The organism is Mucilaginibacter sp. PAMB04274 (assembly GCF_039634385.2).
Taxonomy (GTDB): Bacteria; Bacteroidota; Bacteroidia; order Sphingobacteriales; family Sphingobacteriaceae; genus Mucilaginibacter.
In genome coordinates this window covers 2,388,549-2,402,740 of the sequence record NZ_CP155081.2, presented here as the reverse complement: position 1 = coordinate 2,402,740, position 14,192 = coordinate 2,388,549, and the positions used below count along the sequence as shown (strand labels likewise).

The 14,192-nt window shown below is 41.0% G+C and carries 13 protein-coding genes; 8 read left to right on the top strand and 5 right to left on the bottom strand.

The genetic code is table 11. The annotated features are described in order from the left end of the window. Positions 1–71 precede the first annotated feature (71 nt). Positions 72–950: a polyphosphate kinase 2 family protein gene (locus tag ABDD95_RS10120; protein ID WP_345951770.1), complete on the bottom strand. Its 879-nt coding sequence runs from the start codon at positions 948–950 to the stop codon at positions 72–74. Positions 951–1,058: 108 nt separating this feature from the next. Between ABDD95_RS10120 and ABDD95_RS10115 the strand changes: the two genes are divergently transcribed. The 4 genes from ABDD95_RS10115 to msrB all read left to right on the top strand — a co-directional run bounded on the left by ABDD95_RS10115 (position 1,059) and on the right by msrB (position 7,861). After that, the gene (locus tag ABDD95_RS10115; RefSeq protein WP_345951769.1) at positions 1,059–3,362 is read left to right on the top strand and encodes a transglycosylase domain-containing protein; all 2,304 of its coding nucleotides are present in this window, start codon (positions 1,059–1,061) and stop codon (positions 3,360–3,362) included. 68 nt (positions 3,363–3,430) lie between these two features. Next, positions 3,431–6,622, top strand: a complete 3,192-nt coding sequence (locus ABDD95_RS10110) for a basic secretory protein-like protein (RefSeq protein WP_345951768.1) — start codon at positions 3,431–3,433, stop codon at positions 6,620–6,622. 89 nt (positions 6,623–6,711) lie between these two features. Then, on the top strand, positions 6,712–7,329 hold the full coding sequence (locus tag ABDD95_RS10105; protein ID WP_345951767.1) for a fasciclin domain-containing protein: 618 nt from the start codon (positions 6,712–6,714) through the stop codon (positions 7,327–7,329). 46 nt (positions 7,330–7,375) lie between these two features. Continuing rightward, positions 7,376–7,861, top strand: a complete 486-nt coding sequence (gene msrB / locus ABDD95_RS10100) for a peptide-methionine (R)-S-oxide reductase MsrB (protein WP_345951766.1) — start codon at positions 7,376–7,378, stop codon at positions 7,859–7,861. On the opposite strand, the gene ABDD95_RS10095 is transcribed toward msrB, so the two are convergent. Continuing rightward, the gene (locus tag ABDD95_RS10095) at positions 7,848–8,204 is read right to left on the bottom strand and encodes a GIY-YIG nuclease family protein (RefSeq protein WP_345951765.1); all 357 of its coding nucleotides are present in this window, start codon (positions 8,202–8,204) and stop codon (positions 7,848–7,850) included. The genes msrB and ABDD95_RS10095 overlap by 14 nt on opposite strands. A gap of 84 nt (positions 8,205–8,288) precedes the next feature. Here ABDD95_RS10095 and ABDD95_RS10090 point away from each other — a divergent pair, with 84 nt between their 5' ends. The 4 genes from ABDD95_RS10090 (at position 8,289) to bioD (ending at position 11,308) form a co-directional block, all read left to right on the top strand. Further along, positions 8,289–9,062: an XRE family transcriptional regulator gene (locus ABDD95_RS10090; RefSeq protein ID WP_345951764.1), complete on the top strand. Its 774-nt coding sequence runs from the start codon at positions 8,289–8,291 to the stop codon at positions 9,060–9,062. A 64-nt stretch (positions 9,063–9,126) separates the two neighbouring features. Then, positions 9,127–9,528, top strand: a complete 402-nt coding sequence (locus tag ABDD95_RS10085) for a hypothetical protein (protein ID WP_345951763.1) — start codon at positions 9,127–9,129, stop codon at positions 9,526–9,528. A 56-nt stretch (positions 9,529–9,584) separates the two neighbouring features. Beyond that, positions 9,585–10,694: an 8-amino-7-oxononanoate synthase gene (locus tag ABDD95_RS10080; RefSeq protein ID WP_345951762.1), complete on the top strand. Its 1,110-nt coding sequence runs from the start codon at positions 9,585–9,587 to the stop codon at positions 10,692–10,694. Between the two features lie 2 nt (positions 10,695–10,696). Beyond that, on the top strand, positions 10,697–11,308 hold the full coding sequence (gene bioD / locus ABDD95_RS10075; RefSeq protein ID WP_345951761.1) for a dethiobiotin synthase: 612 nt from the start codon (positions 10,697–10,699) through the stop codon (positions 11,306–11,308). Here bioD and ABDD95_RS10070 read toward each other — a convergent pair. The 3 genes from ABDD95_RS10070 to ABDD95_RS10060 form a co-directional block, all read right to left on the bottom strand. Then, entirely contained in the window at positions 11,293–11,973 is a 681-nt protein-coding gene (locus ABDD95_RS10070; protein WP_345951760.1) for a hypothetical protein, read from the bottom strand. The genes bioD and ABDD95_RS10070 overlap by 16 nt on opposite strands. Positions 11,974–12,051: 78 nt before the next feature. Next, positions 12,052–12,591 carry a hypothetical protein gene (locus ABDD95_RS10065; RefSeq protein ID WP_345951759.1) on the bottom strand — a complete coding sequence of 180 codons (540 nt, stop codon included), beginning with the start codon at positions 12,589–12,591 and terminating at the stop codon, positions 12,052–12,054. A gap of 13 nt (positions 12,592–12,604) precedes the next feature. After that, entirely contained in the window at positions 12,605–14,188 is a 1,584-nt protein-coding gene (locus tag ABDD95_RS10060; protein ID WP_345951758.1) for a RagB/SusD family nutrient uptake outer membrane protein, read from the bottom strand. Between the last annotated feature and the right edge of the window lie 4 nt (positions 14,189–14,192).

Here is a 14,192-nt window from a genome sequence, read left to right as displayed (position 1 = left end):
AGATGCTAAGGCAATGGTATTACATGAAGAAGCCATCCTAATTAGCACAGGATGGCTTCCTGTTTCTCCCGTTATTCCTTTTCAAGCCGCTTCTTAATGTCGTCCAGGTTATTTGATTCGCCTTCGGGCAAAACAGGGTATTCCATTTTTAATTTACTCAACGTATCCACAATAATGGTGGATATGGCAATTCTCGAAAACCACTTTTTATCGGCCGGAATGATGTACCAGGGTGCATCGTGCGTAGCCGTGGCATTTATAGCATCTTCGTAAGCCTCCATGTAATCGTCCCAGCGCTTACGTTCTTCTAAATCACCGGCCGAAAACTTCCAGTTCTTGCTTTCGTCATCAATCCGTTTCAAAAAGCGTTCTTTTTGCTCTTCTTTTGATATATGCAGAAAAAATTTAATAATGACAGTACCGTTTCGAGTTAAGTGCTTTTCAAATGACCGAATACTTTCATAACGCTGCTCCCAAAAATCCTTAGGGATGTCATCCGGACTACTTATGCCAGGTAAATTTTCATTCATTATATACTGGGGATGGACACGGGTAACCAGCACATTTTCATAATGTGAGCGGTTATGTATGCCGATGCGCCCCCGCTCTGGCAATGCTTTGTAATGTCGCCATAAAAAGTCATGCTCATAATCTTCCGAGCTGGGTTGCTTAAAGCTGTAAACCTGGCACCCCTGCGGATTAACGCCCGACATGGTATGTTTGATCGCGCTGTCCTTACCCGCAGCGTCCATCGCCTGAAAAATGATCAAAAGATTAAATTTGTTATCGGCATACAGCTTGTTTTGCAGTTCGGATGTTTGTTTCACTAAATCGGCCAATACATCGTCGGCATCGTCTTTTCGGTAACCGGCGCTTAAAGATGTGTCGAAATCTTTGAGCGAAACTTTTTGATTTCCAGTTATTTTAAAATTGTTAGTTATATTTTGCATAGATAAAATAGATTTGCACGGTATTAACTTAAAATTTAGCTGACTTTTATACGTTAATGGTATTTGTCAGTCGTTAAAAGTTAACTATATAACTTACAACTATAGCCAATGTTTAAACGTATCCGCAATCCTATTCTGCGTTACCTCGTTATTTTTATATACTTCGTAATTATATTCTTTTGTTCTATTGAATTAAACCTGTTTGGTCTCTTTGGCTACTCGCCAGATACAAAGGACATTAAGAATCCTATTTTATCCGTATCATCAGAAGTTTTCACAGCTGATGGTAAGTTATTGGCGCGTTTTTACAAAGAGAATCGTTCGCCGATTGAATACAGTAACCTATCGCCAAACTTGATTAATGCACTTGTTGCGACGGAGGACGTCCGCTTTTTTAAGCATCACGGTGTTGATTATTACAGCTTTTTTACCAGCGTTCTATCCACAGCTAAAGGCGACAAGCGCGGCGGCAGTACCATTACTCAGCAACTGGCAAAAAATCTTTTTCAAACCCGTAAGCGCAAGGCACAAGGCTTTATCAGGCACATCCCCATAGTGCGTACGGTTGTATACAAGTTTAAGGAGTGGCTAACCGCATTTAAGATAGAACACATTTACAACAAACAGCAGATACTTACACTTTATTTTAATACGGTACCGTTTGGTAACAATTCCTTCGGCATTAAAACCGCAACATTAAAGTATTTTAACAAAAATCCGGATGAAGTTACGGCTGCCGAAGCCGCAACGCTGATTGGCATGCTAAAGGCAACATCAACTTACAATCCTATTCGTAACCCTGAGAAATCTTTAGAACGCCGTAATGTTGTCCTGGGGCAGATGCAAAAATACGGCTATTTAAAAAAGCCTGAATATGATGCAAGCATAAGGCAGCCCATTGGCTTGGACCTGAGCCATGTGGAAGATGAAGGCCAGGGAGACTCCTACCTGCGCCGGGCTGTTGAAAAATGGCTGGACAAATGGCTTACCAAAAATGATTATGATTTATACGAAGACGGCCTGAAAATATACACTACCATTGATTCGCGCTTACAACAATACGCCGAAGAGGCTGTTGCCGAAAAAATGAAAATGCTGCAAAAGCGATTCAATAACATTTGGCGGGGTAAGAACCCCTGGCGGGACTCGAAAGGTAATGAAATAGTAGATTTTGTGCTGAAAGCGGAGCAACGCCTGCCCATTTATGACCTACTGGACAAGAAGTACAAAGGCGATACTGTTAAAATTCAGGATTACTTTAACGTACCCAAACGTATGAAAGTGTTTACCTGGAACGGTGAAAAAGACACAACTTTTTCTAGTGTGGATTCTATTAAGTATTACGCAAAAATGCTCAATACCGGCATGATGACTATTGAGCCCACAACGGGAAAAATTAAGGTTTGGGTTGGTGGTATAGACCATAAATACTTTAAATACGACCACGTAAACCAGGCAAAACGGCAGGCTGGCTCTACCTTTAAGCCATTTGCATACCTGACCGCTATTGACAACGGCTACACACCTTGTGATAAGTTTACCGACAAACCCGTATCCATTACTTACAATGAAGACGGCAAACAGGAAGTATGGTCTCCTAATAATGCTGACTTTAACTTCTCTTACCGAGAAATGTCATTGCGTTGGGCTATGGGTAAATCGGTTAACTCTATAACTGCACAATTAACAGAAAAAGTTGGATGGGACAAAGTAGTTGAATATGCTCACAAATGCGGTATTGAAAGCCCGCTTAAACCAGTGCCATCAGTATCATTGGGGTCTAATGATGTTTCGGTATATGAGATGGTAAGAGCATACAGCACTTTTCTGAACAAAGGCGAAAAAATTGAACCATTACTGGTTACTAAAATTACCGATCATAATGATGCTGTGCTGGCCGAATTTGAGTTGAAGACAACAAAAGTTTTAAGCGAAGAAACTGCATGGTTGATGCTTTACATGTTCCGCGGAGGCATGGAAGAGCCAGGCGGTACATCACAAGCTTTATGGGAATATCCTATTTTATGGAAAAAGGCCAGCAACCAGATTGGCGGTAAAACCGGTACCTCATCAGACTATGTGGACGGATGGTACATGGGCATTACCAAAGACCTCGTAACAGGTGTTTGGGTTGGTGCTGATGACCGTAGCGTGCACTTCAATACATCGGCAAGTGGCGAAGGCTCGCACACGGCATTGCCAATATTCGGCACCTTTATGGAAAAAGTATATGCAGACCCAAAATCGGGTTACACATACGGCCCCTTCCCTAAACCATGGGTGAAAATAACAAAGCCATACATGTGCGAATCGCCAAGAATTTCAAGAGATACATCGTCTGTTAGCGATAGCTTATCCGCTCCGTCAGACAGCGCTTTAACATTACCGCCAGACACTACCGGTCAGCAATAAAATAAGAAGTAATTACGCTTTATAAACGTAAATTAATATTTTTAACGTCAACAGTTATAAACACTTATATGAGTAAATTTTACTTTAGTAAAAAAAGTAAAGCGCAACGATTCTTTATTCTGCTTGTTATTCTCATCAGTGCATGTTTTTTAAACAACACGGCGCAGGCACAATATTTTGGTCAAAATAAGGTGCGCTATAAAAACCTGAAATTTAAGGTTTACAAAACTCCTCACTTTGAGATTTACTATTACATGAAGAACGACAGCTTGCTGAAGCGCTTTGCGCAGGAGAGCGAGCTGTGGTACACCTTGCATCAGCAGGTATTTCGCGATACTTTTAAGCGGCCCAACCCCATTATATTATATGCTAATCACCCCGATTTTCAGCAAACTACAGCTATTGATGGCGATATCAGCGTAGGCACAGGTGGTGTTACAGAAGGTTTAAAGAACCGGGTGGTAATGCCAATTATGGAAACTAACCAAACAACCCGGCACGTATTGGGACACGAGTTGGTGCATGCTTTCCAATATCATCTGCTTTTAGGAAATGACACTACAGGCTTAGGCAATATCAACAACCTCCCATTATGGATGATTGAAGGTATGGCCGAATACCTTTCGCTCGGAAAACGGGACGCATATACAGCTATGTGGATGCGCGATGCTTACCTGAACAAAGACATTCCAAGTATTCGGGATTTAACTGAAAGCGGAAAATATTTCCCTTATCGTTATGGCGAGGCGTTTTGGTCTTACCTGGGTTCAACCTACGGCGATACCATCATTGTACCGTTTTTTAAAAATACGGCACGTTTTGGCCTTGAGTATGGCATAAGGCGTACATTTGGGTACGACGATAAGACGCTCTCTAACCTATGGAAAAACTCTATTGTTAACATGTACAAGCCTTATCTTAAAGATACCTCACAGGTACCTACCGGTAAGCGCTTAATTGACAATAAAAACGCCGGAGAGATGAATGTTGCGCCAGCCGTTAGTCCGGATGGAAAGTACCTTGCATTCCTTTCTGAGAAAGACCTGTTTTCTATAGACCTATTCCTGGCGGATGCTAAGACCGGGAAGATATTGCGACGGCTCACGAGTAAAACATCTAACACGCACATTGATGAATTTAATTTTATCGAATCGGCTGGAGCATGGTCGCCGGATAGCAAGAAATTTGCATTCAGTATATTTAGCGGCGGGCGCAATCGGATGCTCGTTGTATCAGTTCCTAGCGGCAAAGTAGTAAGTAATATTGCTATGGGTAAGGCCGAGCAATTTGGCAACTTAACATGGTCGCCTGATGGTAACCTGGTTGCGTTTCAGGCGCTATCAAATGGCAATAGCGATTTGTATATGTATAACTTCACCACCAAAGAAGTTACTCAACTCACTGATGACAAGTATTCAGATTATCAGCCAAACTTTTCGCGTGATGGAAGAAAGATTGTATTCACGAGCGACCGCACCACTTATGATGCAACTACGGCGCACACAATAAGCTTTAACCTGGCCGAAATTGACCTGGCTACCCGTAAGGTAACCAATATCAAAGTGTTCGACGGTGCTAACAATATGAACCCGCAATATTCAGCCGACGGTTCCAAAATCTTCTTCTTATCTAACCGTGATGGGTTCCGCAACCTATATGCGTATAACACAGCCAATGGCAGTGTTGATCAAATGACGGAACTATTTACAGGTATATCAGGTATTACAGAATTTTCTCCTGCCTTAAGTGTTTCGGCTCATGATGATGTGGTGTACTCGTACTATCGTTCGCAAAAGTATGCGTTGTATAACGCAAAGGCCTCGGAATTTAAAACCAAAACTGTAGCAGGCTCAGAAACCAATTTTGATGCTGCACTTTTGCCGCCGCCTAAAGCTGTAGGTGTTGATTTGATTAACTCCAATCTCAACAACTTCCTTTCATACCAGCGCATACCTGCCGATTCTATTCAAAACATTGCCTACCGCCCGCAGTTTAAGTTAGATTACCTGGCAAGCAGCGGTGTTGGCGTAGGTGTTGGTATTGGTGCCGGCAGTTACGGTGCAGGCTTATCAAGCGGTATACAAGGCGTTTTTAGCGACATTTTAGGCCGTAACCAAATCTATGCAGGTGCATCAGTTAATGGTGAGATCTACGATTTTGGCGCGCAGGTTTTTTATATTAAACAACAAGGTCGCTGGAACTTTGGTGGTGGTTTATCACATATTCCATACCAACTGGCTACTTACAATGTAGTACCGAGCACCTACTCAATTGGTGATAAAAGTATACCTGCTGTTGAAGAGCGCTATGATATTATCCGCATTTTTCAAGATCAGGTTTCGCTGTTTACTTCTTACCCCTTCTCTAAAACAACCCGTGCCGAGTTTGGAGGTGGCTTTTCGCGCAACTCTTATATGGTTACCCGTTATAGTACATATTATGATGCATCAACCGGTAGTTATATAGATTTTCAGCGTAACCGTATCTCTAATGATACCTACAACAACGACCCTTATAACAATGTAGGCATATTAAGGCCCATTAGCCTTATGCAGGTAAGTACTGCATTAATAGGCGATAATTCTTATTTTGGTATAGCGTCACCACTGAGCGGTTTTCGTTACCGTATACAAGCTGAGTATGATTTTGGTTCATACCGGTTCTTTTCGCCCACTGTAGACCTCCGCAAGTATGTCCGTATAAAACCGGTTACGCTTGCAGCCAGGTTTAACACCTTTGGTCGTTTTGGCGAAGATACCGGACTATACCCCTACTACATCGGCTATCCGTTTTTAATACGCGGTTACGAAAGTCAAACTTTTTATGGCAGTGGCAACCAGGTGTCGACTAATGGATTTACTATCGATCAATTGTCGGGTTCACGTGTGGCTGTGGCAAATTTCGAAATCCGGCTACCTTTTACAGGTCCGGAAAAGCTTTCGGCTATTAAATCAAAGTTCTTGTTTAGCGAATTGAATTTGTTTTTTGATGCGGGTTTGGCCTGGAACAAGGGTAACCAAATCAAATTTCAAAAAAGCCCGGACTTGCTAGGCTACCAGGTAGTAAACGATGGCAAAGGTAATACAACCACCACTGCTGTATACAACAGCAACCAACGTGTACCGGCGCTTAGTGCTGGTGTATCGTTAAGGGTAAATCTATTTGGTGCGCTTATATTGGAGCCTTATTACGCATTTCCGTTTAACCGTACCGATGTTAAAAAACCCGTATTCGGCCTGAATTTCACACCAGGTTGGTAAGCACTATAATTTTAAATAAAAAGCGGCCCCGGCCGCTTTTTTTGTTCTATACAAACACCTGTTAAGTTAAGTAGTTATATTTGATGTATATGAAAAACGTTCTAGCTATAATTTGCTTGCTTGCCTGTACATTAGTTGTTAAAGCACAAAACACGCCCGCCCGTGGCTCGTCTTATCAAGACTCTGTTCGGTCACAAACCCGTTCTGGTAAAATTAACATTGTAAATGGCACGCCCATGAATTCGGCTATGGACTTTGTTGAGAATTTAACCCAATCTAAAAATCACACGCTTTTTTTAACCGCAGTAAGGGCGGCAAGCATGATGGGAACGCTGAAAAGCCGCGGGCCGCTAACAGTTTTTGCCCCTACCGATAGCGCATTTCGTTTACGTATGGGTAAAAAGCTAGATACACTGGTTAAGCCCAACCACAAGTACGAACTCATTAACCTATTAAGTTATCATATCATTTCTGGCAGATATGATGCTAAAGAATTAGCTAAACAAATAAAAGACGGAAAAGGGGAAGCAACACTTCTTACACTTTCGGGAAGTAAGATTACGGCCAAAATAGACAGCAACCGAAATATTGTACTCTATGATGAAACCGGAGGCCAGAGTGTGGTTAGTCGTTTTAATATAGAACAAAGTAACGGAACTATGCACTTAGTCACCCAAGTGTTAATTCCGAAGGATAAAGCGCTGTAGTGCTTACACTAAAAACTAAAGCGAAGGCAATCTCGTTTATTGTAGTATGAGAAAGTTGATAATAGCTTTGTTAATTACTGCAACGGCAGCCACGTTTGGTTGTGAAAATTCTGTGGGTCAAAATAATCAACCTAAAGGTGCTAAAAGCAAAGCACCGGCTGAATGGAAGAAACTTTTAAATACAAATCAGTACCATATAATGGTTGAAAAAGGTACTGAAGCGCCGTTTCATAATGCTTACTATAACAACCATGAAAAGGGTGTATATGTAAGTGCTGCAACCGGCGATGTCTTATTTTCATCAGACGATAAATTCGAAAGCGGCACCGGATGGCCGAGCTTTACCAAACCCGTAAGTCAGGGTAAAGTAGCTATTATAGAAGACAACAGCTATGGCATGACCCGGTTAGAAGTGGTTGAAAAAAGCACAGGCCTACACCTGGGTCATGTTTTTGATGATGGTCCGGAAGACCGCGGTGGCAAAAGATACTGCATGAACTCTGGTGCTCTGAAATTCGTTAAAAAGCAATAGGGCGCTTGGCAGTACCTAAAGATGGTCTTAAGTAAGGGCGCTTTCTCATATTGCTTTCTAATTTCAAACCAACGGTAAGATCTATCCAATCGGCATTAACTAATCTTATTAGTTTTTCTTTTTGGGCGCGGGTGAAAGTGCTCATGAACTTAAAGCGTTCCATAGCTTGCTCCTCGTTATTTATCTCTTCAAAATATACCAAACGGTTTAATTGCTGCGCTTTGTCAAAAAACAAAGTAGGCATATCACGATAAAACTGTAAGGTCTTCATCAAGTCAGAGCAAAGACCTACGTGTAGATTAGTACGATTTCTGTCTGTGATGATATAAATGTAGTTCTTCATCTGATAATAAATTTTGCTGAATGAAATATTGTTACTAATTTTATGAGCATAAATTTACTAACAAATTTAGTAATTCCAAATTTTATGTCAATTATTTCAGCAAATATTAAATTTCTCAGAAAGAAGAAAGGCCTTACACAACAGCAGTTTGCTGATGAAATAGGTATAAAAAGATCATTAGTGGGTGCTTATGAAGAAGATCGTGCAGATCCTAAATATGATTTACTAAAAAAAATAGCATCTTATTTTGAAGTTAGTATTGATGACTTTATAAACGAAACCATTAACGAAAAATGGGCACCTAAACCTAAAGGCAATCCGGCCAATCTTCGTATTTTAAGTATATCGGTTGACAAGGAAGACAATGAAAATATAGAAATGGTGCCGGTTAAAGCAAGCGCCGGTTACTTAAATGGTTATGCAGATCCCGAGTACGTAGCAGCACTGCCAAAATTCTACTTACCCATGTTTAAGCAGGGAACTTTCAGGGCGTTTGAGATAAAAGGCGATTCTATGCTGCCCCTGCCTTCGGGCTCTGTTATTATAGGCGAGTATGTAGAAAACTGGGCCGATGTAAAAGCAGGCGAAACTTATGTGATACTTTCGAAAACAGAAGGTGTAGTATATAAACGTGTTGGTAACAAATACCGGGATAATAAGAAACTAAAATTACTTTCCGACAATCCGGTTTATGAACCCTATGAAATTAACGGTGAGGATATACTGGAAATTTGGAAAGCCAAAGCTTATTTATCCACTCAACTCCCTACACCAACCCCCGAACCGAGCATTGAAAACTTAACAAGCATGATGGCCGAGATGCAGAAATCGATCTCCCGTTTACAAAGCAACAATTAAGTTACAAGCTTGATTTTAAACCTGTAGCGAATATCTTTATCAAAAACTAAACAAACTTAAAAAAATGAAAAAGATCTTATTAGTATGCTGCTTCGTTTTAGGAATCAGTGCAGTTAGCTTCGCCCAAGGCGGTGGTGGCGGCAGAATGGGAAGAAGCCCTGAAGAACAGGCTAAAAGTTTACAAACACAATTGAAGCTTACAGATGACCAGACCGCTAAAGTGTTGGCTATTTACCAAACGCAGCGTAAAGCTATGGATAGCTTGAGAACAGCAAGCAATGGCGACTTTCAATCTATGCGTACTGCAATGGGACCAATGATGGAAGCCAACAATACCAAAATTAAGGCTATTTTGACTACAGAGCAAAAAGAAGCCTATGATAAAATGCTTGCAGAAAGAATGAATAGACAGCGTCAGGGCGGCGGCCAAGGCGGCGGCGGCACCCCTCCTCCAACACAAAAATAATACAATAGAGAAGCGGCAATAAGCCGCTTTTTTTATTTTAGCAAAAATTTAATTCATTGACGCCGTATCAATTCATACAAAATAAGTTGGCAGACCGTGCTTTGGCGGACAGCTTGCGGCAGCTACGCTTACCAAGCAATGCGATTGATTTTTATTCAAATGATTATCTTGGCTTTGCCAGATCCAAAGAGCTAACCGAATTGATAGAAGATGAGGTTTCAAGACATCTTCCCCTTCTAAACGGCTCTACCGGATCACGCCTATTGGCAGGCAACACGGCGTATGCAGAAGATTTAGAAAATACTATAGCACATTACCATAAAGCAGAAGCGGCTCTATTTTTCAATTCCGGGTACGATGCCAATTTGGGTATATTATCAAGCCTGCCTCAACGGGGAGACACAGTAATACATGACGAGCTTGCACACGCATCTATAATAGACGGTATCAGGCTGAGCCATGCCAATCGCTATAGCTTCAATCATAACGATCTGGAAAGTTTGGCAGGGAAGCTTAAAAGTGCAAAAGGAATATGTTATGTTGTGGTAGAAAGCGTCTACTCAATGGATGGCGACTTAGCGCCTTTAGCAGACATAGTAACAATATGTAAGGCACACAACGCCTCATTAATAGTAGATGAAGCACACGCTCTCGGCGTTTTTGATAAGGGACTTGTTAACCAAATGAATCTGCAAGATGATGTCTTTGCGCGTGTGGTCACATTTGGAAAAGCTTTAGGCACTCATGGAGCAGTAGTACTAGGCACTAGTGCGTTGCGCAATTATTTAATTAACTTTGCCAGGTCTTTTATCTACACAACGGCTGCTCCTCTCCATCAGTTAGCCTCTGTAAAGGCAGGATATAAATTGCTGGAAAGATCGCAACAAACCATTACCCAACTTAAACAAAACATTTCAACTTACGCTGAGATGATGGTTGAAGCCGGTTATGTTTCGAATACCAGCGCCATCCAGACAGTAAAAGTTGGAGGCAATGAAAAGACAAAAGCTTTCGCAGACAAGCTCCAAAAAGCCGGCCTTGATGTTAGGCCTATACTAAGCCCAACTGTGCCGGCTGGCACCGAAAGGTTGAGAATATGCCTGCATACATTCAATAAGATTGATGAGATCGAACAACTAGTTGCATCTGTTAAGACATTACGCTGATCATGGAAAGAAAACCTTTATTTATAACCGGCATCGGAACCGATGTAGGTAAAACCATCGTTGCGGCCATATTGGTAGAAAAGCTCAAAGCCGATTACTGGAAACCAGTACAATCAGGCGATCTGAATAATAGTGATACCATGAAGGTGCAAAGTTTTGTTTCAAATACAATCTCAAAATTCCACCCTGAAGCCTACAAGCTAACCCAACCTTACTCGCCGCATAAATCTGCAAGCATAGATGGTGTTGTAATTGATATAGATAAATTCCAACTTCCTGAAACAACCAATCAGCTAATTATAGAAGGAGCTGGTGGCTTAATGGTTCCTCTCAACAATGAGCATTATGTTGTGGACCTGATCGAAAAGTTTGGTGCCGAGGTTGTGCTGGTGGTGAAACATTACCTCGGTAGTATCAATCATACATTACTCTCGTTGGAGTTGTTAAAGCAAAAAAAAATCAAAGTCAGGGCTTTGATTTTTAATGGAGAAGAAGATGAATATTCAGAAAGTATCATTAAGCTTTCACTAAACGTACCGGCTTATAGAGTTAGCTTTCTTAATGTAATTGATCAAGAAAGCGTACAATATGCTGGTAATCATATTGAATTGTAGTAGGTAATAAGCTTAGTCAAATCTGTGTCTTTCTTAAAATTTAAATTGTTCTCTTTTAAATATTTTTCAACCTCATTTTGCTTTGTTCCCAAGGCCGTAATGATTGATTTTTTATCGGGTTTTACCGGTTGCACATTGGCACCACTAAGCAAATAATACTTCACATCTTTGTTATAAGTTTTTACTCCGGGTGAGCTGTAATCTTTACTCTCCAATATATATGATTTGGTGTGCTTAAGTAGCTTAACCGAGCCATCTCCAATTACTTCCAAAAATGTATTTGTGGTAGTACCAGGAACATTTGAATAACCGGATTTGAAATAATGCGAGTCCCCATTGTTATCCAAAAGAATGAACTCAGAAACAGGATCAACAAACGCTAAGACTTCTCCCTTTTCACCTTTAAAATATAGTTCATCTTTTTCCAGATTGTACATAACGTACATATTATCCTTATAGGTTACACCGTTTTTCAGTTTAACAGTTGCTTTCTGCCAATCGGTCGACATTAATGGACTACCTTTTACATCTTCCGTTTTAGTAGCAGTAATAGGTATTCCTTGTATGTCCTTTACCCAATTGTTTTGTGCATTAGCGTAAAAATTTAAAGCGCAGATCTGGACTGTAATGAAGCCAAGAGTCGTTAAGATACGTCTACTTTTCATGTTACCTTAAGTTAAAATAAAAAAAGGGAAGCCACATTGGCTTCCCTTAAAACTACTATAATTAAATAATAATTACAATTAAGTTTGAGAAATTCTGATTCCTACAAACTTGTCATTCTCACTTGGCTTAACACCATCTGTAGACATGATTTCCAAAACCACATCGCGTGGTGCTGTTGAAGTAACACCTGGGTTAACGATTTGTACTTCTACTTCTCCGAAGCTTGAGTTAGCCGGTATAGTAGCAGTACCTGATGTGGTAAAATGCGTACCGGCAACTGCTGGCAAAGGTGTTGTAGCTGTAGGGTTTTGAGGCTGGGCTAAAGCTACCACTCTGTAAGTTACAGTTGTAGGTGTTGATCTTTGTGCACCAACCAGGTTGATACGCAATTTTATACTGCCTGAGGTTCTGGCAATAGTAGGATCTGTAGTTACTGTTGCACGGCCGTAACCAGGTACACGAGTTAAGAACGGATAATTAAGACCTGCAGCATTAGCGTTATAAACAGATGCATCCCATTCAACCACCGAGTCGGTAAAAACTACCTTCTCATCTTTAATGCATGATGAAAATAATATAGCAACAAGTGCTACTAAATATATTTTGATATTCTTCATTTTTATCTAAATTTTAATAACCTGGGTTTTGCAATAGTTTGCCTTGGCTGGCATCTACGTCGGCTTGAGGTATAGGAGGTAATAATACAGAGTTATCGAACGCTAAAGTAGTGTTGCTAACTGGCTTTACAATATCAAGACCATTACGTTTCAAGTCGAAGAAACGTTGACCCTCGAAGGCAAACTCTAAGCGGCGTTGCGCCAATATTTCGTTAAACAGAGCTGTACCTGTAACTGTACCAGCAACCAATGCAGGTAAGCCACGGGCAACACGAATTGTGTTTACATCAGCAAGTGCAAGTACATCATTGCCGCTACGTTGGTAAGCTTCTGCGCGGTTCAGATACATTTCAGCCACACGAATAACTGGTACGTTATCCACGTTAACAGTAGCACTTCTGCCTAAAAACTTAGTACATTCTACATACACGGGAGTTCTTGATGATGGCCCAACCTCGAACATTTCGTTACGAACATCGGTAGATCTCGCTGTTATAACGACAGCGTTTGACCCATTGTTAGTAACAGTCATACCCAATGCACTTAGTAAAGTTGATGTTGGAACTAAGTCGCCAAATCCAGCAAACGGCTTTTTCGGTAGTGATGCAGGACGGCCGGTGTAGTTGTCAGAGCTATCTCTTGACTTGCCGGTAACACGGGCAGTTAAGCCAGTGAACAGCGTTTGCAAAGACACGTTTACACCTAAAGTTTCACCAGGCTGTACAAAAGCAACTTCAAATACCGACTCAGGATTTACAGCGGCGGTAAAGCCAGCAACATAATTACCTGGATTTAATAAACGACCACCTATGCTTGTAATTACGTCAGATGACAAAGAAACAGTTTTAGTCCAGTCTTTCCGGTACAACGCAACCCGTGAATATAAAGCTTGTGCGCCTTGCTTCGTTGCCCTTGAAGGGTTGGTTGTAATGTTACCCAATTTTGCAACAGCGTCATCCAAATCTGTGTAAATTTGATCGTAAACTGCTGTAATAGGTGCTCGGGGCTCATTTAAGGTTAAAGCGCCTTCAATAGTGGTAGTTGACTTTAAGATCAATGGAACACCACCTCTGTTTTGGATAGGCACATCGGCACCTGGTATATAAGCATAAGCTCTTACCAAATCAAAATAATAGAGCGCTCTTAAAAATTTCAACTCTCCTATATAAGCATTTTTTTGTGCCTCAGTAAAGGTTGGATCGACAATACCCGGAATAGTCTCCAGTGTTAAGTTGATGCGGTTAATAGCAACATAAGCACCCGACCAATGTGAGTAGTGGTTATAAGGTGAGGCGTTAGCCGTACCACGTACGTTGGTAGATTCACTTACATAACGGCCTGATTTGTTGGTAGATCTGCCGTTATCGGCCAAAGCCTCTCCCAAACCTATTAAGCGGTTACCGTAAAAGTTTTCGCCTTTTAAAGTGGCATAAAGGGTAACAATAGCAGCTTCAACACCATTTCTATCAGTTAAAGCAACATCTGCCGAAACTGAATCCTGAGGAGCAATTTCAAGCGTTTTCTTACAAGCAGTTGATAGTGTAACAACTGTTGCAAGGGTAAATACTTTTATATAATAAATATATCTCTTTTTCATTTTC